Source organism: Halorubrum sp. CBA1229 (assembly GCF_003721435.2).
Taxonomy (GTDB): Archaea; Halobacteriota; Halobacteria; order Halobacteriales; family Haloferacaceae; genus Halorubrum.
Genome location: NZ_CP054585.1, coordinates 2,017,674 through 2,036,633, shown reverse-complemented (window position 1 = coordinate 2,036,633; position 18,960 = coordinate 2,017,674). Strand labels below are relative to the sequence as shown.

At 70.1% G+C, this 18,960-nt stretch carries 23 protein-coding genes; 14 read left to right on the top strand and 9 right to left on the bottom strand.

Annotation, left to right across the window (positions count from 1 at the left end; translation table 11 throughout):
• Nucleotides 1–26: 26 nt before the first annotated feature.
• The 6 genes from gpmI to Hrr1229_RS10135 all read left to right on the top strand — a co-directional run bounded on the left by gpmI (nucleotide 27) and on the right by Hrr1229_RS10135 (nucleotide 6,411).
• Complete coding sequence (gpmI, locus tag Hrr1229_RS10160) at nucleotides 27–1,592, top strand: 2,3-bisphosphoglycerate-independent phosphoglycerate mutase (protein ID WP_123113004.1); 1,566 nt, start codon at nucleotides 27–29, stop codon at nucleotides 1,590–1,592.
• Between the two features lie 66 nt (nucleotides 1,593–1,658).
• Complete coding sequence (locus Hrr1229_RS10155) at nucleotides 1,659–2,801, top strand: thiolase family protein (protein WP_123113005.1); 1,143 nt, start codon at nucleotides 1,659–1,661, stop codon at nucleotides 2,799–2,801.
• Nucleotides 2,802–2,848: 47 nt separating this feature from the next.
• On the top strand, nucleotides 2,849–3,436 hold the full coding sequence (locus Hrr1229_RS10150) for a DUF655 domain-containing protein (protein WP_123113006.1): 588 nt from the start codon (nucleotides 2,849–2,851) through the stop codon (nucleotides 3,434–3,436).
• A gap of 43 nt (nucleotides 3,437–3,479) precedes the next feature.
• Nucleotides 3,480–4,421, top strand: coding sequence for a 16S ribosomal RNA methyltransferase A (locus Hrr1229_RS10145; RefSeq protein ID WP_123113007.1), 942 nt, complete (start codon nucleotides 3,480–3,482; stop codon nucleotides 4,419–4,421).
• Nucleotides 4,422–4,429: 8 nt separating this feature from the next.
• A complete protein-coding gene (locus Hrr1229_RS10140; RefSeq protein WP_255212480.1) occupies nucleotides 4,430–5,779 on the top strand; it encodes a mechanosensitive ion channel family protein in 1,350 nt (449 codons plus the stop codon).
• Nucleotides 5,776–6,411, top strand: a complete 636-nt coding sequence (locus Hrr1229_RS10135) for a HemK2/MTQ2 family protein methyltransferase (protein WP_123113008.1) — start codon at nucleotides 5,776–5,778, stop codon at nucleotides 6,409–6,411. The genes Hrr1229_RS10140 and Hrr1229_RS10135 overlap by 4 nt, the downstream gene beginning before the upstream one ends.
• A gap of 17 nt (nucleotides 6,412–6,428) precedes the next feature.
• Here Hrr1229_RS10135 and Hrr1229_RS10130 read toward each other — a convergent pair whose 3' ends face one another.
• On the bottom strand, nucleotides 6,429–7,409 hold the full coding sequence (locus Hrr1229_RS10130; protein WP_123113009.1) for an ABC transporter substrate-binding protein: 981 nt from the start codon (nucleotides 7,407–7,409) through the stop codon (nucleotides 6,429–6,431).
• Nucleotides 7,410–7,520: 111 nt separating this feature from the next.
• Here Hrr1229_RS10130 and Hrr1229_RS10125 point away from each other — a divergent pair, with 111 nt between their 5' ends.
• The 6 genes from Hrr1229_RS10125 to Hrr1229_RS10100 all read left to right on the top strand — a co-directional run bounded on the left by Hrr1229_RS10125 (nucleotide 7,521) and on the right by Hrr1229_RS10100 (nucleotide 12,283).
• Nucleotides 7,521–8,522 (top strand): 5-methyltetrahydropteroyltriglutamate--homocysteine methyltransferase, encoded by a 1,002-nt coding sequence (locus tag Hrr1229_RS10125; protein ID WP_123113010.1) that lies wholly within the window; start codon nucleotides 7,521–7,523, stop codon nucleotides 8,520–8,522.
• Complete coding sequence (locus Hrr1229_RS10120) at nucleotides 8,522–9,592, top strand: methionine synthase (protein ID WP_123113011.1); 1,071 nt, start codon at nucleotides 8,522–8,524, stop codon at nucleotides 9,590–9,592. The genes Hrr1229_RS10125 and Hrr1229_RS10120 overlap by 1 nt, the downstream gene beginning before the upstream one ends.
• 207 nt (nucleotides 9,593–9,799) lie before the next feature.
• Nucleotides 9,800–10,432, top strand: a complete 633-nt coding sequence (locus Hrr1229_RS10115; RefSeq protein WP_123113012.1) for a MarR family transcriptional regulator — start codon at nucleotides 9,800–9,802, stop codon at nucleotides 10,430–10,432.
• A gap of 168 nt (nucleotides 10,433–10,600) precedes the next feature.
• On the top strand, nucleotides 10,601–11,023 hold the full coding sequence (locus Hrr1229_RS10110) for a hypothetical protein (RefSeq protein ID WP_123113013.1): 423 nt from the start codon (nucleotides 10,601–10,603) through the stop codon (nucleotides 11,021–11,023).
• Nucleotides 11,024–11,086: 63 nt separating this feature from the next.
• Complete coding sequence (locus Hrr1229_RS18185) at nucleotides 11,087–11,359, top strand: SHOCT domain-containing protein (RefSeq protein WP_255212479.1); 273 nt, start codon at nucleotides 11,087–11,089, stop codon at nucleotides 11,357–11,359.
• Between the two features lie 174 nt (nucleotides 11,360–11,533).
• Nucleotides 11,534–12,283 (top strand): sugar phosphate isomerase/epimerase, encoded by a 750-nt coding sequence (locus Hrr1229_RS10100; protein ID WP_123113014.1) that lies wholly within the window; start codon nucleotides 11,534–11,536, stop codon nucleotides 12,281–12,283.
• Between the two features lie 43 nt (nucleotides 12,284–12,326).
• On the opposite strand, the gene Hrr1229_RS10095 is transcribed toward Hrr1229_RS10100, so the two are convergent.
• The 3 genes from Hrr1229_RS10095 to Hrr1229_RS10085 form a co-directional block, all read right to left on the bottom strand.
• Nucleotides 12,327–12,836: a universal stress protein gene (locus Hrr1229_RS10095; protein ID WP_123113015.1), complete on the bottom strand. Its 510-nt coding sequence runs from the start codon at nucleotides 12,834–12,836 to the stop codon at nucleotides 12,327–12,329.
• 104 nt (nucleotides 12,837–12,940) lie between these two features.
• The gene (locus tag Hrr1229_RS10090; protein WP_123113016.1) at nucleotides 12,941–13,789 is read right to left on the bottom strand and encodes a hypothetical protein; all 849 of its coding nucleotides are present in this window, start codon (nucleotides 13,787–13,789) and stop codon (nucleotides 12,941–12,943) included.
• Nucleotides 13,790–13,845: 56 nt separating this feature from the next.
• The gene (locus Hrr1229_RS10085; protein WP_123113017.1) at nucleotides 13,846–14,949 is read right to left on the bottom strand and encodes an NADH:flavin oxidoreductase/NADH oxidase; all 1,104 of its coding nucleotides are present in this window, start codon (nucleotides 14,947–14,949) and stop codon (nucleotides 13,846–13,848) included.
• Between the two features lie 148 nt (nucleotides 14,950–15,097).
• On the opposite strand from Hrr1229_RS10085, the gene Hrr1229_RS10080 reads away from it, so the two are divergent.
• Nucleotides 15,098–15,283, top strand: a complete 186-nt coding sequence (locus Hrr1229_RS10080; RefSeq protein WP_123113018.1) for a hypothetical protein — start codon at nucleotides 15,098–15,100, stop codon at nucleotides 15,281–15,283.
• Nucleotides 15,284–15,341: 58 nt separating this feature from the next.
• On the opposite strand, the gene Hrr1229_RS10075 is transcribed toward Hrr1229_RS10080, so the two are convergent.
• Nucleotides 15,342–16,169 (bottom strand): hypothetical protein, encoded by an 828-nt coding sequence (locus Hrr1229_RS10075; RefSeq protein ID WP_123113019.1) that lies wholly within the window; start codon nucleotides 16,167–16,169, stop codon nucleotides 15,342–15,344.
• A gap of 101 nt (nucleotides 16,170–16,270) precedes the next feature.
• Here Hrr1229_RS10075 and Hrr1229_RS10070 point away from each other — a divergent pair, with 101 nt between their 5' ends.
• Nucleotides 16,271–16,666 (top strand): ribbon-helix-helix protein, CopG family, encoded by a 396-nt coding sequence (locus Hrr1229_RS10070; RefSeq protein WP_123113020.1) that lies wholly within the window; start codon nucleotides 16,271–16,273, stop codon nucleotides 16,664–16,666.
• Nucleotides 16,667–16,743: 77 nt separating this feature from the next.
• Here Hrr1229_RS10070 and Hrr1229_RS10065 read toward each other — a convergent pair whose 3' ends face one another.
• From Hrr1229_RS10065 to Hrr1229_RS10050, 4 genes are all read right to left on the bottom strand, one after another.
• Nucleotides 16,744–17,289 (bottom strand): DUF1684 domain-containing protein, encoded by a 546-nt coding sequence (locus Hrr1229_RS10065; protein WP_123113021.1) that lies wholly within the window; start codon nucleotides 17,287–17,289, stop codon nucleotides 16,744–16,746.
• 43 nt (nucleotides 17,290–17,332) lie between these two features.
• Nucleotides 17,333–18,034 (bottom strand): helix-turn-helix domain-containing protein, encoded by a 702-nt coding sequence (locus Hrr1229_RS10060; protein ID WP_123113022.1) that lies wholly within the window; start codon nucleotides 18,032–18,034, stop codon nucleotides 17,333–17,335.
• Nucleotides 18,035–18,143: 109 nt separating this feature from the next.
• The gene (locus Hrr1229_RS10055) at nucleotides 18,144–18,422 is read right to left on the bottom strand and encodes a hypothetical protein (protein WP_123113023.1); all 279 of its coding nucleotides are present in this window, start codon (nucleotides 18,420–18,422) and stop codon (nucleotides 18,144–18,146) included.
• Nucleotides 18,419–18,817 (bottom strand): helix-turn-helix domain-containing protein, encoded by a 399-nt coding sequence (locus Hrr1229_RS10050; protein ID WP_123113024.1) that lies wholly within the window; start codon nucleotides 18,815–18,817, stop codon nucleotides 18,419–18,421. The genes Hrr1229_RS10055 and Hrr1229_RS10050 overlap by 4 nt, the downstream gene beginning before the upstream one ends.
• Between the last annotated feature and the right edge of the window lie 143 nt (nucleotides 18,818–18,960).

Below are 18,960 nucleotides of genomic sequence, written 5' to 3'. Positions count from 1 at the left end.
TTACCCCGTCACGGGAAACGAGGGGTATGGAAACGGCGCTCATCGTCCTCGACGGCTGGGGACTCGGAAGCGGTGCGGGAGGTGGAGACGGGGAGACGGTCGACCCCTCGGGGCGGCCGGCCGGCCGGGACGCGGTCGCGGCCGCCGACACCCCGACGTTCGACGACGCGACCGAGCGCGGCGCCGACGGGCGGCTCGTCGTCCACGGGCGGCGCGTGGGGCTCCCCGAGGGCCAGATGGGGAACTCGGAGGTCGGCCACCTGAACATCGGCGCGGGGCGCGTCGTCAAGCAGGCGTACACGCGGATCACGGACGCGCTCGAGGAGGGCTCGCTCTCCGACAACGACGCGATCGCGGGCGCGTTGGAACACGCGGAGTCGACCGGCGGACGGGTCCACTTCATGGGGCTCGTCTCCGACGGCGGCGTCCACTCCGACGTCGAGCACCTGCTCGCGCTGATCGACGCCGCGGCCGACGCCGGGGTGCCGGCGACCAGCCACGCGTTCACGGACGGCCGCGACACGGCCCCGGAGATCGCCGACCGCTTCCTCGCCGAGGTGGAGGCGAAGGCCGACGAGCGCGGGACCGGACACGTCGCGACCGTCACGGGGCGCTACCACGCGATGGACCGCGACGAGAACTGGGAGCGCACGCGGAAGGCGTACGACGCCATCGTCAAGCGCGAGGCGCCCCACGAGGCCGAGACGGCGGTCGAGGCGGCGACGGCGGCCCACGCCCGCGGCGAGACGGACGAGTTCATCGAGCCGACGCTCGTCGGCGACGAGCCCGCGCTCGCCGACGGCGACGCCGTGGTCTTCTTCAACTTCCGGGCGGACCGCGCCCGCCAGCTCGTCCGGCTGCTCACGGACACCCGGCCCGAGTGGGAGTTCGAGGTCGACCAGCCGGAGATCCGGATGACGACGGCCACCGAGTACGACGAGACGTTCGACTTCCCGGTCGCGTTCCCGCCGGAGATCCCCGAGAACACGATCGGCGAGGTCGTCTCCGAGGCGGGGCTCACGCAGCTCCGGATCGCGGAGTCGGAGAAGTACCCGCACGTCACCTACTTCCTCAACGGCGGCCGCGAGGTGAAGTTCGACGGCGAGCTGCGCGAGATCGTGAAGAGTCCGGACGTCTCCACGTACGACCAGCAGCCGGAGATGTCCGCGCCGGAACTCACCGACGAGGCGGTCGGGATCATCGAGGAGGCGGACCCCGACCTGATGGTGCTCAACTACGCGAACCCGGACATGGTGGGCCACACCGGCGACTTCGACGCGGCCGTCGAGGCGGTCGAGGCGGTCGACGCGCAGCTCGGCCGACTCCTCGACGCGGTCGCCGACGCGGGCGGACACGCGGTCGTGACGGCCGACCACGGCAACGCCGACGACATGGGGACGCTCGAGGACCCGCACACCGCGCACACGTTCAACCCGGTCCCGATCGTCTACCTGACTCCCGACGGCGACGACGGCGGGCGAGCGATCCGCGAGGACGGGTCGCTGTGCGACATCGCTCCGACGCTCGTGGACCTGATCGGGCTCGACCGCCCGGGGGAGATGACCGGCGAGCCGCTCCTCGAGAATAAATAGTAAACTCGGGTCTGATTTTCGGCGGTTCCACGGCCATTTAAGAGCGTCACCGGTCTGTAAACGATCATGACAGACGAGACCACGCCGGTGATCGCCGCCGCCTACCGGACGCCGCAGGGGAAAGACGGGGGCGCCTACGCCGACGTCCGCAGCGAGGACCTCTCGACGACGCTCATCGACCACGCGCTCGCGGAGACGGGGCTGACGAGCGACCACGTCGACGACCTGATGTGGGGCGTCGCCCAGCAGCGCACCGAGCAGGACAACAACGTCGCCCGCGTCATCGCGCTGCTCTCGGAGCTCGGCGAGTCGGTGCCGGCGACCTCGATCAACCGCTGGTGCGCCTCCTCGATGCAGGCGATCATCTCCGCGTCGGACGCGATCGCGGCCGGGAACCGCGACTGCGTTATCGCCGGCGGCGTCGAGAACATGAGCCGCGTCCCGATGGACGGCGACTCCTACCAGCACCTCCACCCGGAGCTGTCGGAGGAGTACAACGTCTTCCAGCTCCAGATGGGGATGACCGCCGAGAAGGTGGCCGAGGAGTACGGGGTGAGCCGCGAGGCGCAAGACGAGTACGCGGCCCGGAGCCACCAGCGCGCCGCGGAGGCGACGGAGTCGGGCCGCTTCGACGACGAGATCGTTCCGGTCGAGACCGACGACGGGCTCGTCGAGGCGGACGAGGGGATCCGCCCGGACACGACCGCCGAGAAGCTCGCCGACCTGCCGCCCGCGTTCACGGGCGACGGCACGGTGACCGCGGGGAACTCCTCGCAGATATCGGACGGCGCGTCGCTGACGGTGGTCACGAGTAAGGCGTTCGCCGAGGACCACGGGCTCGACGTGCTCGCGGAGGTCGGCACGAACAACGTCGCCGGCGTCGACCCCACCGTGATGGGGATCGGTCCGGTGCCCGCGACGCGCGGGCTGCTCGACCGCGCCGGGACGACGATCGACGACTACGACCTCGTCGAGCTCAACGAGGCGTTCGCCTCCCAGTGCGAGTACTCGCGACGCGAGCTCGGGGTCGACGAGGAGCGGTTCAACGTCAACGGCGGCGCCATCGCGATCGGCCACCCGCTCGGCGCCTCCGGCGCGCGCCTCCCGGTCACGCTGCTCCACGAGATGGAGAAACGCGACGCGGACCGCGGGCTCGCGACACTCTGCGTCGGCTTCGGGCAGGGCGCCGCGATCGAGTTCTCTCGATAGGTCGGCGCGGCAGCGGTTTTTTCACCGGTCGGGACCGTAAAACGAGTATGAGCGATCCCGACGCCGACGCGCCCGACGCGGCGGACGCCGACGACGGTCCCGTCGCCGTCCTGTTGGACGTGCTGCCGAACGGGCGACCGGACGACGACCGGCCGCCGTCGCGGAAGACGCCGGTCGCGTACGGGCTCGGGACCGAGTCGTTCCGGCTGTACGAGCTCGCGCTCGACGACGGGACCGAGGCGTCCGTGAGCGACCGGATCGCGCTCGACGGGCCGGCAGTCGGTCGATACCGCGAGGTGGAGTACGACGACCTCACCCGGAACGCGGCCGCGGAGGTGGAGTACGCCGTCGAGGCGATCGTCGACGGCGACGAGGAGCGCTTCGTCGACTTCTACAACGAGGCCGGCCCGATCACCCTCCGGCTCCACCAGCTCAACCTCCTCCCCGGGGTGGGCAAACAGCTCCGGAACAACGTCCTCGACGAGCGCAAGCGCGGCCCCTTCGAGAGCTTCGCCGAGGTGTCCGAGCGCGTCTCCGGGCTCCATCGCCCGCGAGAGGTGATCGTCGAGCGGATCGTCGAGGAGGTACAGAAGGACGACCTGAAGTACCGGACGTTCGCGGGCCGCGAGGAGTAAGTCGAAACGGGACTTTTACCCCGAACGCCGGCCAATCCCGGGCATGACCGACCTATCGACGGGTGAGGCCGCGGCGTACGGGGACCGCGACCCCGACGCCCTCGCGCGGCGCGCCGGGGAGCGCGCGAACCCCGACCGCGACCAGCACTTCCTCGTCGACGACCGCGTGCTCGACCGGATTCCGGGGTACCTCCCGGCGGACGCCGACGCGAGCCACCTGCTGGAGATCGGCGGCGGCGCGGGCGCGCTCACCGACCGGCTGCTGGCGAGGGTCGTCGCCGACGACGACCGCGACGGCGACGCCGACCGCAGCGACCGAGACGCCGATCGGGACGCCCCCGGCCGCCTCTCCGTGATCGAGCGCGACGGGACCTTCGCTGACTTCCTCCGCGAGGAGTTCGCGACCGCGGTCGACGACGGCCGCCTCGACGTGATCGAAGGGGACGCGCTCGACGTCGATCTCCCGCCCTTTACCGCCTGCGTCGCGAACCTCCCGTACGGCGTCTCCTCGGAGATCGCCTTCCGGCTGCTCCCCGAGGGGAAGCCGCTCGTGTTGATGTTTCAGGCCGAGTTCGCCGAGCGCATGGTGGCGTCCGCGGGCGAGTCGGAGTACGGCCGCCTCTCGGTGTCGGCCCAGCACTACGCCGCCGTCGAGATCGTCGAGCGCGTCCCGAAGGAGGCGTTCGACCCCCAGCCCGCCGTCGAGAGCGCCGTCGTCCGGTGCACGCCCCGCGACCCGGACTACGCGGTCGGCGACGAGGCGTTCTTCCTCCGGTTCGTGAAGGCGCTGTTCACCCAGCGGCGCAAGACGGTGCGGAACGCGATCCGGAACACCGGTCACATCTCCGGGCTCGACGAGCCGGAGGCCGTCGTCGAGGCCGCCGACGAGGAGCTGCTCCGCCGGCGACCCGGCACGCTGGAGCCGGCGGCGTTCGCCGCGCTCGCCGAGCTGGCCCGGGAGCACGGCTCGCCGACCGAGGTGTGATCGGGCGGATGACGCTCGCAGACATCGTCCTCGCGATCGCGGCCGGGTCGCCCGCCGTCGCCCTGGTCTCCGCCGCGTCGTCCGCCGCTCCCTCGCTCTCCGTCGCGTCGCTCCTCGCGGGTCCGCTCCCCGAACTCCTGACCGCCGGCGGCAACGCCACCGGCCCCGTCGGCGACCTCTACGGGACCCTGACCGAGAACGTCAGACGCACCCTCGCCTCCGCGCTGATCGTCGGGGGCGTGCTCGGCGTCCGGCTGCTCACCGCGTGGGCGAAGCGGCGGGACGGCGATCTCACCTCGTCCACGCGGCTGCTGCTCTCGGCGTCCGTCGGCGCCGCGACCGCGGTCGGCGCGCTCTCGCTGCTCGTGGTGTGGGACCGGAGCGGGGCGCTGCTCGACGCGTTCGAGGCGGCCGCGATCACGGACCAGCTGGCGAACGTCGTGATCGCGGTGGTACTGTTGGCGAGCGCCTACGCCGTCACCGACTTCCTCGGCGGCGTCATCCGCCAGCTCTCCGCCGATAGCACCGTCCTCACCGACCACCAGGAGGAGGTGGTCCGGCGGCTCACGCAGCTGACGGTGTACACCTTCGCGCTGCTCGTGGTCGTCGGGCTGTTCACCGACAACGTCGGCGGCCTCCTCGTCGGCGCGGGCTTCTTGGGGATCGTGGTCGGGATGGCGGCCCGCCAGACGCTCGGCGCGATCCTCGCCGGGTTCGTGCTCATGTTCTCCCGGCCGTTCGAGGTCGGCGACTGGGTCGAGGTCGGCGACCACGAGGGAACTGTCACGGAGATCTCGATCATGAGCACCCGCCTCCGGTCGTTCGACGGCGAGGTCGTCACGCTCCCGAACGACGACGTGCGGTCGGGGTCGATCATCGACCGCTCGCGCCGGAACCGCCTTCGGATCGAGGTCGAGGTCGGCGTCGACTACGCGGCCGACATCGAGCGCGCGGCGGCGGTGATCGAGGAGGCGATCGGCGGCGTCGAGGACGTGGCCTCGATGCCCGAGCCGGACGTCGTGACGAAGCGGTTCGACGACTCGGCGGTCGTGCTCGGCGCCCGGTACTGGATCCGAAACCCGAGCATGCGGAAGCGCTGGCGCACGCAGACGGCCGCGATGGGCGAGATCAAGTCCGCGCTGGAAGCGGCGGGGATCATCATCCCGTTCCCGCAGCAGACGCTCTCCGCGCGCGAGGAGGGCACGTCCGGCCCGCAGCTCGACGCGTCGGTCGAGGGGCGGGCGGCGACGCGCGGCGGCGGGAACCGGAGCGACGGCGGCGAACAGACCGACGAAAGCGGCGACGAGGGCGACGACGCGGGCACCGGGGACGACGGCGACGCGGGGGGAGACGAGTGAGCGACGCTCCGAAAGAGGGGGGAGACGACGCTGCCGCGGAGAGTAAAGACACCGCCGGCGACCTCGCGGCGCGCCGCGGCGTCGACGACGCGGTCGTCTACCAGCCCGCCGAAGACTCCGGGCTCCTCGCCGAGGCCGCGGTCGAGAGCGCGCACGGTCGCGTACTGGAGGTGGGAACCGGCTCCGGCTGGGTCGCGGCGCGGATCGCGGCGGAGCGCGACCTCGACGTGGTCGCCAGCGATCTCAACCCGCACGCGGCCCGACAGGCGCGCGAGCGCGGCGTTGAGGGCGTCGTCGCCGACCTCCTCGCGCCCTTCCGGGAGGATGCGTTCGACACCGTCTGTTTCAACCCGCCGTACCTCCCGACCGACCCCGACAACGAGTGGGGCGACTGGATGGAGCGCGCGCTCTCGGGCGGCGAGTCGGGCCGGGAGCTGATAGAGCCGTTCCTCGCCGACGTGGGGCGCGTCCTCGCGCCGGGGGGGGTCGTCCTGCTGCTCGTCTCCTCGCTGACGGGCTACGACGAGGTGCTCGCGCTGATCGACGACGCCGGCTTCGACCACGAGGTCGCCGTCGAGGAGTCGTTCCCGTTCGAGACGCTCACCGTGCTGCGGCTCGACCGACGGGAGTGAGGCCGTCGGCCGTCGGATCACGCGCCGTCGGGGATTCCGGCCGGCTCGGTCGCCGCTTCCGGGTCGACGCGCCGCACCTTCTCGTCGGCGCTCTCGAACCGATCGGGGTGGACGACGCCCGCCAGCGCCTCCAGCGTGTCGACGACGCGGTGGCTGTGGCGGTTCAGGTAAGCGGTGCCGTCCATCGCGTACACGCGGCCGTCGCGCACCGCGGCCACGTCGTCGAGTGACTCGCGGGTCAGCAGGTCGACGGCCGCGCGCTCGGCCTCGTCGACGTCGGCGCTACAGGGACCGACGACGACCACTTCCGGATCGAAGGCGCGCAGTTCGTCGGGATCGATCGTTCGCGAGCGCTCGCCGGCTGCGACGAGCCCGGGCCCCCCGCCGGCGATCCGTATCAGGTCGGGGACCCAGAGCCCGGCGTGGCGGAGCGGGTCGGTCCAGTCGAGGACGGCGACGCGGGGTCGGGAGTCGGCCGCGGGGACAGCGTCGGCCGACGGGCTGGCGTCGGCCGAGTTTGCCGTGTCGCCCGGGGGGACCGCCTCGGCGACGGCGTCGATCCGGGCGTCGAGGTCGTCGCGGAGCGCGGCCGCGACCGCCGGACGGCCGACCGCTTCGCCGACGCGCTCGACGTTCGCGAGGACGTCGTCGAGGTCGTCGGCGTGGACGTCGAGCACCGCTGCGTCGAGGTCGAGCCGCTCGACCGCCCGGCGCGCGAGCCCCGCGTCGAGCGCGCAGACGGCGCAGACGCCCTGCGTGAGGATCACGTCGGGATCGGCCGCGGCGAGCCGGTCGCCGTCGAGGTAGTAGGTGTCGTCGTGGGCGGCGACCCGGTCGAGCGCCGCGGGGTCGGCGCCGAGGTCGGGGACGAGCCCGGTGAGCGTCGGCCGGTCCTCGACCGCGGGCGGGTGGTCGCACTGATGCGAGACCGCGGCGGGCGTCGCGCCGAGCGCGGCCGCCAGCTCGGTCGCGGAGGGGAACAGGGAGACGACGGTCATGGGGATCGATCCCCGACGGTCGGCTTAACGGTTCGCCCCGGTTATAATAATAACTTATGAGCATAAAATGTATTAGCAAATATTATACGACGGCATATCGAACTACTGGTGATGACTGAACGAGTCGCGGCCACGCCGGGGCTGTACCCGCTCCCGGACTGGGCGAAAGAGACGCTCTCGGACCTCAAGGGTCACCAGAAGGGCGACCTGCTGAGCGGCGACGAGAGCGAGGCGATCGTCGAGCAGTACGACGAGGTCCGCGCGGAGTACGTCGACGACCAGCTGGACGCCGGCCTCGACCGCGTGGTCGAGGGGCAGGGTCGCTGGGACGACATGATCGCGCATCCGCTGACGGTGCACGACAGCGTCGAGACCGGCGGGATCGTCCGGTACTACGACAACAACAACTTCTACCGCGACCCGCGGGTCGTCGCCGACCTCGACTTCTCCGGCGACGTGGCGCGCGAGCTGGAGTCCGCGGTCGACCTGATCGACGGCGAGGCCCCCCTCGCCGCGACGCTGCCGGGCCCGTACTCGCTCGCCGACCTCGCGAGCGACGAGCACTACGGCGACGAGGCGGCGTTCCAGGCCGCGATCGCCGAGTTCCTCGCCGGCGAGGTCGAGGCGTTCCCCGCCCACGAGACGCTGTTCCTCCTCGAGCCGTCGCTGGTGACGAACCCGCCCGCCGAGGGCGCGGAGTCGACCGCGACGGACGCCATCGCGACGGTCGCCGACGCGACCGACGCCGACGTGGTCGTGCAAACCTCGTACGGCGCGCTCGGCGAGAAGCTGTACGCGCACCTTGTGGACGAGGCGGGCGCGGACGCGCTCGGGCTCGACCTCGTCGCCGGCGACCGCGACGACACCGTCTACAACGTGCAGGAGTTCGGCGCCACCGACTCGCTCGCGCTCGGCCTCGTCGACGGCCAGAACACGCTTGTCGAGGAGCCGGAGACGCTCGCCGAGCGGGTCGAGTGGTTCGAGTCGCAGGTCCCCGCCGAGGGGTTCGACCGGACGTACCTGACCCCGAACACCGAGCTGTTCTACCTGCCCGCCAATAAGTACCGCGCGAAGCTGAACGCGCTGGCCGCCGCCACGGAGGTGCTCGACTAATGGTCCGAAACCCCGACGCCAACCGCGACCAGTTCCGCCCCGCCGACCACCCGAACGACGCGTTCCTGCTGACGACCGTCGTCGGCTCGTACCCGAAGCCGAAGTGGCTGAACCGCGCGGACGAGCTCGTCGACGACCCGGACTCGAAGTTCGACGCCGCGGACCTCGAGGAGGCCCACGACGACGCCTGTCGCCTCATCACCCACGAGCACGAGCGCGCCGGGCTCGACACGGTCGTCGACGGCGAGATGCGCCGCAACGAGATGGTGGAGTTCTTCGCCGACCGCATCGACGGCTACGAGTTCAACGGCCCCGTGAAGGTGTGGGGCCACAACTACTTCGACAAGCCGTCCGTCGTCGAGGAGGTCGCGTACGACGAGCCGTGGCTCGTCGACGAGTTCGAGTTCACCTCGAACGTCGCCGAGCGCCCGGTGAAGGTCCCCATCACGGGGCCGTACACGCTCGGATTCTGGGCGTTCAACGAGGCGTACCCCTCCACCGAGGAGCTCGTCTACGACCTCGCCGACCTCGTCAACGAGGAGGTCGAGAAGCTGGTCGAGGCGGGGGCGCGTTACATCCAGATCGACGAGCCCGCGCTGGCGACGACGCCGGAGGACCACGCCATCGTCGGCGAGGCGCTCGAACGCATCGTCTCGGGCATCGACGAGGAGGTCCGCATCGGGCTCCACGTCTGTTACGGCGACTACTCGCGGATCTACCCCGAGATCAACGACTACCCGATCGACGAGTTCGACGTCGAGCTGTGTAACGGCGACTTCGAGCAGATCCCGACGTTCACCGAGCCCGAGTTCGAACCCGACCTCGCGCTCGGCGTCGTCGACGCGCACACGGCCGAGGTCGAGCCCGTCGAGGAGATCAAAGAGAACATCCGGCAGGGCCTCCGCGTCGTCCCGCCGGAGAAACTCACGATCTCGCCCGACTGCGGGCTGAAGCTCCTGCCCCGCGAGATCGCGTACGGCAAGACGGAGAACATGGTGACCGCCGTCCGCGAGGTCGAAGCCGAGATCGATTCCGGCGAGATCGACGTCGAGAACCCGCTCGACGACTGAGGCGAGAGGATCCGCGCACGCCGCAAGGACTGGCGGACGCGCCGCGGTGACTGGTCCGCGTTCGCCGCGACGGCCGGTCGGACACGCCGACGGATGCCCTCCGAGACGGGGGACCCCGCTGGCGCGGTCGCGATCCGCAATCATCACACACCCCCGCCGACAAAGCGACGGTATGAGCAGAAAGACCTCGCGATCGGGGGCTGTCGTATGAACCGACGCCGAGCGGACGCCGTCGTCGGTGTGCTCCTCGGGTTCGTCCTCTTGGCCGGCGGGGTGCTCACCTGGCGGGCCTATCGACAGCGCCGCGCCTTCGAGCAGTCGATGGGGTCGGTGATGGATTCGTCGATGGGGACGATGCACGGGCCGGACCCGCTCTGGTACGCGGTCGGAACGCTGCTGATCGCGGGCGTGATCGGCGGCGTCTATCTCCTGACCCGAGACGAGCTCACCCGATCGGGAGAGGCCGGCCCGGTGGGACACCGAGAGTCGGACCAGAGCTCGGTGGCGGCCCCTACCTCGATAGAAGACGGAGGGTCGCAAGCGACACCCCCCTCCCCCGAATCCGACTCGCAGGCGGCGTCCCTCAATCCCGAGGCCGACCCGCAGGCGCGCGTTCTCGATCTTCTGCCGGACGACGAACGACGCGTCCTCGAACCCGTCCTGATCTCTCCCGGGATCACGCAGATCGAACTCCGAGATCGGTCCGACTTCTCGAAGAGCAAAGTGAGTCAGACCGTGAGTTCGCTCGAGGAGCGCGGACTGTTGTACCGGGAACGGCAAGGACGGACCTATCGCGTGTATCCGAGCGACGACCTCCGGCAGCGACAGTCGGAACGGTAGCCACGGACTGTCGGGCTCTCTTCCCCCCGAATTCGACAGGCATGAACGTTCCTCGCAGAACAAAACGTTTAGAAGCGGCTATAAACATTTTCGAACGATCTCTCGGTTGCGTTCACACCCACGGAGATAACTCGGAACCCGTCGTACGGACAGTTGAGGAGAGACACAATGACCGATCGAAACATCGCACGATGGCTGCTCGTGGCGCTCGCGATCGTCGGACTCGCGTTCGCCGTCCCGGCCGTCAGCGCACACGGGGACGCACCGGTCCAGGAGAACGAGACGTCGACCGACGGGATGCCGGTCGACGGTGAGACGGCGGAGCGGACGACGTGGACGGACGGTCACATGACCGGACAGACGGACTCGCACGTCGGTGACGAGGTTGCGGGGACGCCGGTCGACGGCGAGGCGGCGGCGTGGGCGACCTGGATGGAGGCTCACATGACCGATCACATGGGCCCGAACGCCGTGAACCAGATGGAGACGTACACGGGCGTGACCGTCGACGAGATGGCCCGGGACATGGCGGACGACGACCACGACGATCACACAACCGTGAGGACGAGCGGCCGGGGGTACGGCTGCTAGCGACCCCCGTTCGAGGCGCTCGTCCGGCACAGGCTGACGCAAACTGCTGACCCACCGACCACGATGACACACCACACCAACGGCGTCGGACGGACGATTCGTCGCATCGCGACGCGCGCGGTGCCGTCGCTGATCGCAGCGACGGGCACCGTGGCCGCTCACGGCGGCGGGAGTTACGGCAGCGGGAGCTACGGCGGCGGCATGATTGGCGGGTGGAGCCTCTTCGGCGGTTTCATGGGACTCTGGGGCCTCCTCTGGATGGGACTGCTGATCGCCGTCCCGCTCTATCTCGTCTACGTGCTCCTCGACCGGAATTCCGGGCGAAACGGCGCCTGACCGATTCCGGTCCTCCGCGGGCACCGTGCCCGGGATGGACTCCCGGACGAGGGATTCGAGCGCCGACACCGCGAACTCGGTCGGGGCGGTTCACCCTCGATGACGAGTTATTTTTTATATATATCCACCGAAACGAAGGGGGATACATAACACGCCGCCGTTCCCACCGCCGACATGGAGATCGGTCTCACCGTCGGCGACGACGTCGACCGCCTCGCGGCGTCGCCGTCGCGGTTCGACTTCTGCGAGCTCGGGATCGGCGAGCCGACGCTCGTGCCCGGCGAGATCGGCCCGGAGCGGCTCGACGCCGCGCTCGCCGGGCGCGATCTCGTGGTTCACCTCCCGTACGGCCAGCGGCTGGCGACGTACGTCCCCGAGGTCAACGACGCCATCGTCGCCTACCAGCGACGGCTTTTAAAAGCGGCCGGCGACTTGGGCGCCGAGAAGGCGGTGCTCCACGCGACCTCCGCCGACCGCGACGACGTGGAGTTCCGCGAGGTCGCCGCCGAGCAGCTCCGCCGCGTCGCCGACGCCGGCCGCGAGGCGGGCGTCGAGGTCGTCGTCGAGAACGTCGGCCACCAGCACGCGGGGCTCCAGCTTTCCGTCCTCGGCGAGATCGCCCGCGAGACCGACACCCCGGTCTGCTTCGACGTGGGCCACGCCTACATGGAGGGCGGCGACAAAGCGATCGCGCGGTTCCTCCGCGCCCACGGGGACCGCGTCTCGCACCTGCACTGTCACGACGTTCGCCGCCGGGGCGACACCCATCTTCCGGTCGGCGCCGGCGAGGTGGACTACGGGGCCGTCGCGGCCGAGCTCGACGGGTTCGACGGCACCGTCGCGCTGGAGGTGTTCACCGACGACGACGCCCTGCTCGTCGACTCCGCGGAGCGCGTCGCGGCGCGACTGGGCGCAGAGTTTTAGAGATGGCTTCGTTGAAGCCCTTCGCTACGAATCGGGTTCGGGTTCAGTTGGGGAGATAAAAGTCCGATTTTGGGTTGTTGTGCGTGGAGGCATCCCTGAGTTTGGCGATCTTCGCTGGGCTTCGGTCGCGGACGATGACAACGTCGTAGGAGTCCTCTGCTGCGACGGTTCCCGCGACGCTGCTCACTGCGGTGACGAGATGACCGGCGTTTTCGCTCCCGAGGAACACCATTGATGCGTTTTCGTCGCGCACCACCTTCCGCAGACGTTTCGAGATGGTGCCGGAGGGAGCGTACCGATCGACGACCTTGTGACGGAAATCAGCGCTCGGACACAGATCAGTTACCTGTTTATGTAAGGTCGAAACGACGGATTCCAGATCGAACTCCTCGTCCTGTTCGATCCAGTCGCGTTCCCTGGCGTAGTCCCTATTCCCATTCGGGATGACACTCACAGCCAGCACGTCTTCGTCGAATACGCTCCCGAACTCGGTGGCACGGACGAGCGCTGCTTCAGCCAGTCCAGATCCATCGAATGGAACGACAATTGTCATACTTCTGTATTGTCCGGTGTACGAGAATGTCTTCCGGTGTTTCCCGCCAACGAGAAACCGACAACCGCGTGCAGGCCGTCGTGTAACCACCGACGTTGCGGCCGTCAGGCCGATTCGGGGTCGGTGTCGTCGCCTTCTCCTCCGTCGTCCGAATCCTCTCCGTCGGTGTCCGTGGCCTCTTCGCCGGCGTCCCCTGCCTCGTCGTCGATCTGGCGCTTGATCGACTCCAGTTCGGACTCGACGTCGACTTCGGGCGCCGGGTCGTCCTCCGGCTCGTCGTGACCCTCGCTGCCCGCGTCGTCCTCCGGTTCCGCGTCGGGGTCGGTTACGTCGATCCGAACCCCGCGGTCGCCGCCGGGGGACCCGCCGTCGCGGCCGCGTCCCGCGTCGCGGTCGTCCGTTTCGCGTCCCCCCGCCTCGGGGGTCCGGTCACTCCGGCCGCCCCGAGAGTCGTCGCGCGGGGTCTGCCGTCGGGCGGTGTCGGCCTCCCGGCGGCCCTCCTCGATCCGCGACTCGATCTCGGCGGTGAGATCGCGGGCGTCGGCGATGATCGAGCGCGAGGCGGCCTCCTCGGGGAGGTCGGCCTCGGAGAGCGCCGTTCGGAGCTCCGAGAGCGACCGGGCGAGCCCGGCGCTCGCGCCGTCGCGGACGTCTGCGAGGCGGTCGGCGGTCGCGCCGGTGTCGCCGGCGACGCTGCGTCCGGGATCGGCGAGTCGGAGGGTCCCACGGAGCAGTTCGAGCGACTTGATCGTCGTCTCGAGGAGGGCGATAATCGTCGGGATCGTGTACTGCTCGGTGAATCGGAGCAGCTCCGAGAGCCGAGGCGGCCGCGGCGGCCCCCGGCGGTCCCGCTCGCTCTCGCCGAGGTCGCGCCGCAGCTCAGTCAGGACGTCCTCGAGCTCGTCGAGCCGCTCCTCGAGCTCGTCGTCGCGTCGGTCGTCGCGGGAACTCATGGCGTGAGGTACGCGGCGCGCGGATAAAAAGCCCGGCCGGCGCTCCCGCGGCGCCCTCAGTCGAACCGGCCGCGACGGTACTGCACCGGCCACTCGACCTCTGCGCCGAGCTCGTGGGCGGCCTCCAGCGGCCAGTACGGGTGGCGGAGCAGCTCGCGGCCGAGCGCGACGAGGTCGGCCCGGCCGTTCCGGACCAGCGCGTCGGCGTGGGTCGGCTCCGTGATCCCGCCGACCGCGGCGACCGGCACGTCGGTCCCCTCGCGGATCGCCTCGGCGTACGGCACCTGATAGCCGGGGCCGGTGCCCGGCAGCCGCTGGTCGGGGTGAATCCCGCCGCCGGAGACGTCGATCAGGTCGGCGCCGGCCTCGGCGAGCAGGGGGGCCAGCCGCACGGAGTCGTCGACGTCCCACGAGTCGCGGTCGGGCAGCCAGTCCGTCGCGGAGATCCGGACGAAGACGGGCTTGTCGTCGGGCCAGACGTCGCGGACGGCCGTGACGACCTCGCGGAGGAGCCGCGTCCGGTCCTCGAAGCTCCCGCCGTACTCGTCCTCGCGGTCGTTGGCGACCGGCGACAGGAACTGGTGGAGGAGGTAGCCGTGCGCAGCGTGGACCTCGGCGACCTCGAAGCCGATGTCGAGCGAGCGCGCCGCGGCGTCGGCGAACGACTCGATCACGGCGTCGACGTCGTCGCCGTCCATCCGGCGGGTCGCCGCGGGCTCGTCGCCCTCGGCGGCGTCGCCGTCGGGGTACGGTGCGTCGGTCGCCGATATCGTCTCCCAGCCGGCCGGGTCGTCCGCGGGAATCGGGTCGCCGCCCTCGGCCGGCGGCCGGTGGGAGGCCTTGCGGCCGGCGTGCGCCAGCTGGATCCCGGGCGTCGCGCCCTGCGACCGGACGAAGTCGACGATCGGCCCGATCGCCTCGGCGTGCTCGTCGGACCAGATCCCGAGACAGCCCGGGGTGATTCGACCGCGCTCCTCGACCGCGGTCGCCTCGGTCATCACGACGCCGGCGCCGCCGACCGCGCGCGAGCCGAGGTGGATCCGGTGCCAGTCGTTCGCGAACCCGTCGTTCGCGGAGTACTGGCACATGGGCGACAACATTACGCGGTTCCGGAGCTCGGTGTCGCGCAGCGTCAGCGGCTCGAAGAGCGAATCCGTCATCGGTAGGCCGGAGGGACCGGGTCGGGTAAGGCGCTCCGATCCCCCGCGCGGGTCGCCGACGGTTCCACCGGTGCCGGCGCCGCCGGAATGCGGCGAGGGTTTAGGCCGACCGAAACCTATAACCACCCGTGTCTCCGACGGACTGGTAATGAGCACTGGGGACCGGATCGGGCACAGCGCCGAGGACCGGATCGAAGACGGCGCCGAGGAGTCGACGGACGAACGACCGATCGTCGCGGCGAGTCGCTGTTCGCCCGATCGGACCGTCTTCACGGAGCAGGGGAACACGGACGCGTGGATCGCGACGGACCTGACGGTCGAGTTAGAGCGATAGCGCGGCACGCTCCCTCTCTTTCTTTCGACTCACCGGGCCTGATAGCGGGGGCGTTCGGCTAGAACACGCCGGTGATGAACCCGATTCCCATGGCGACGAGAACCGCGGCGGAGAAGACCGGGAGGTACGGGGCGTACCGTTCGACCCGCTCCTCGTGGCGCTCGTAGCCCGCGATCAGCAGCAGCGTCAGGCCGACGATGCCGGCGATCACCGTGAGCGCGTACGCGGTCATCAGCTCGAGGCAGTGCGTGGAGCCCGCACAGAGGGCGATGATCTCGAACTCCTCCTCGTGGGCGAACCCGAGCACGAACGCGAACCACGCGATCCCCAGGAGCCCGCGGTCGGCGGCGTCGGCGGGGTTCGCGCCGGAGTGCATGTGGCCGTCGTGGTCGTGCGAGTGCTCGTCGTCGTCATGCAGGTGGCCGTCGTGAGAGTGCTCGTCGTCGTCATGCAGGTGGCCGTCGTGAGAGTGCTCGTCGTGATCGTGCGAGTGGCCGCCGTCGCCGTGAGAATGACCGTGCCCGCCTCCGTGCGAGTGCCCGTGGCCGTGAGTGTACTCCCGGATCCCGAGGCCGATGAGCAGGACGCCGGCCACGAGGCTGACGGGACCGCCGATCTGCAGGTCGCCGAACACCGTGATCGGCTCGTTGACCCGCGCGAGCTCGAAGTATCCCTTCGCGTAGAAGAAGGCCCCCACCATCGCAATACTGCTCACGAGGTGGCCGACACCGATGATCAGGCTCGCGGCGAGCCCGTACGTCCAGGTGTGCGTCCGGTCGAGGGCGTAGGAGGCCGCGACCGGCCAGCCGTGGCCCGGCTCGACGCCGTGGACGGCGCCGAGCGCGACGGCCCCGAGGAGGAGCCCGGTCGCGTCGCCGTGGAGCATTACCGTCGACTCCGAGGGAGCCGCCGATAACGGTTGTTACTCCCGGATCGGGGGGATCGTAATACTCGGGACTCTTGTGGGGGCGCGACGAACCCGGAGCCATGCGAACGAGCGTCAACGTGCCGGCCGACCTCCGCGACGAGTTCGATCGCGTCTGGCGAGAGGAGGGGATCGACAACCGGTCGCGGGCGGTCCGGGAGGCGATGCGGGAGTACGTCGAGTCGCACGCGCGGCTCGAATCGATGACCGGCGAGGTGGTCGCGCTCGTCGGCTTCGACTACCGTCACCACGACGTGATCCGAGAGCTCCACGGCGTCCAGCACGCGTATCAGGACGTGATCCTCAACACCAGCCACACCCACCAGGGAGAGTGGTGCCTCGAATCGCTGTTCTGCCGCGGTGAGGCGGCTCGCGTCCGCGATTTGAGCTACCGGCTCCGCGACTTCGACGCCGTCAACCGGGTGAAGGCGATGGTCATCCGCGACCGGGAGGAGTGAGCGCTGGCGGGAGCGCGGGGAGTGAGCACTGAGCGAGAGACCGGGACGAACCGCGGTCGGGGGGCGACGGCGCGCGACTACTCGAGGTCCGGCGCGCGCTCGCCGGCCGGAACGACGATCTCCAGCCAGTTCTCCTCGGGCGGGAGCGGGCAGGCGAACGTCTCGCTGTACGCGCAGAACGGGTTGTACGCGAGGTTGAGATCGAGGACGACGACGTCGCCGTCGGCGAGCTCACCCTCCGGCTCCAGCTCCATGTACCGGCCCTGGTGGTACGTCTGCTGACCGGTCGTCTTGTCGCGGAAGGGGACGAAGATCTCGCCGTCCTCGCCCTCTTGCCGGTAGCCGGCGAGTCTGTGCTCCTCGCCGTCGACCTCGAACGCGAAGGTGACGACCCGGAGGTAGCGGACCGGGTTGCTCGCGGTCGTCTCCATCTCGACGGGCTCGGGGTCGTCGTGGACCGTCACGGTCGCCTCGACGCGGTAGTCGGCGTCGGGCGGGAAGTAGTCGAGGCCGTCGAACCCGTCGCGGTGCTCGGGCGGGATCGGCGACTGCGGGTGCTCGGCGAAGAACTCGTCCTTCTCGCGGCGGTTGGCGCGGAGCCGCTCGGCGTACTCGTCGGTCATACGCGGCGAAAGGGGCGCCGGCGGTTTCAGGGCCGCGGTTCGGTCACAGCGCCTGTAGGTCGGCCAGGCAGTCGTCGAGGTCGCGCGTCGACGTCGCCAGCGAGAACTGGTCGACGCGCGCGAGGTCGGCGGCGTGCTCCCAGAGGTCCTCGGCCTCGATCCCGTGGAGGACGACCGCGTTCGGCGTCGGGCTCACCACCCGGAGCGCGACCAACGGCGACTCGCCGCGGGTCACCCCGGTGAACACGAGCGCGCGGTTCGTCGACTGGCCGTACAGCCGGTAGAACTCCTCGCTGGAGAGCCGCGTGATCGCCTCGATGGAGTTGATGACGGTGTGGCCGTTGACGTGGTCCTGGTCGCCGCGGGCGATCTCCGTCGCGTCCATCGCCTCGTAGAACTCCTCGACCGGCACCGCGGTGGAGTACTCGCGGAGGTCGTGGACGATGTCGCTCTCGAACCCCGCCGAGAGCACGCGGGCGTACTGGCGGAGCCGCCCGCCGCCGCGCCGCTCGTCGATGTCTAAGAGCCCGTCGACGATTCGGCGCACGACGCCGATCCCCGGGCTCTCGCGCCGCCCGCTCTCGTAGTCGGAGATCACCGACGAGGAGACGTCGAGCTGGTCTGCGAGCTCGGTCTGGGAGACGTCGAAGTCGGTCCGCCACTTCCGGAGCGTCGCCCCGGGGTCGTCGCTGAGCGTTATCTCGCCGGCGATCCGGCGAGAGAGCTCCTCGCGTGCGTCGCTCATTATGAGATTCGATGGCGGAGCGCCGCAAAAGGCTACCGAAACCGGGGTTCGTCGGACGTCGACAACCGCCGGACCCGCCGCCGGGACCGGGGGAGAGACACGATCGAAGTCACTCCACGTACAGCGAGTAGACGATGACGCCGAAGCCGACCGCGGTCAGCAGGCTGTCGATCGCGATCCCCACCGCCAGGTCGGCGCCGATGATCTGGTGGGAGACGCCGCCGACCAGCGCGCCGACAGTCACGATCCCGAAGCCGGCCCCGAGCGCGCGCAGCGAGGGGTCCCCCGTTCTGCCGTACGCGCGGAGCGCGTAGTAGGTGATGCTGCCACCGAGCGCGAGGATGGCGGTCTTTGCCACGATGATAGCGAGGTCGATGTGCGTTGTCATGTTTCCTCTCGCAGTTCCGACCAGAGGTCGGCCAAGCGTTCGTCCCGCGTGCGATCCGGGCGGGAGAACTCGACGGTGAGATCGCGGGGGCCGTCTCCATCGTCTCGCGGGTCGTCGATCGAGACCGTTACGGAGTCGAAGGAGACGGCGTAGCGCGTCGTGTGCTGGCCGTCACGGCGGATGTCCGTCGACTCCCGAAGCAGGGAGGCGTCGGTGAGCTTCTCCAGTTTCCGATACGTCGTCGACAGGGGGATGTCGCACTCCTCGGAGAGGTCGCTCGCCGTCTTCGGCTCGGTGAGCGCCGCCACGATCCGGCGCGCGGCGTCGTCGGCCAGCGCGTCCAGCACGTCGTCGACCGACGGCGGATCCTCCTCGCGCGACGGGTCCCGCACCATATCTTCCCGTTGGCTCTCCCCGTGTCTTAAACCATCGAACTTCGTCTCGGCCCATCAGTTCCTCTCGGCCAAGAGTACGCGATCGCACGCGCCCCCGTGGCGCCGCCGGACGCGCCCCGTTTTTGTGGGTGGGCGGTGTACAG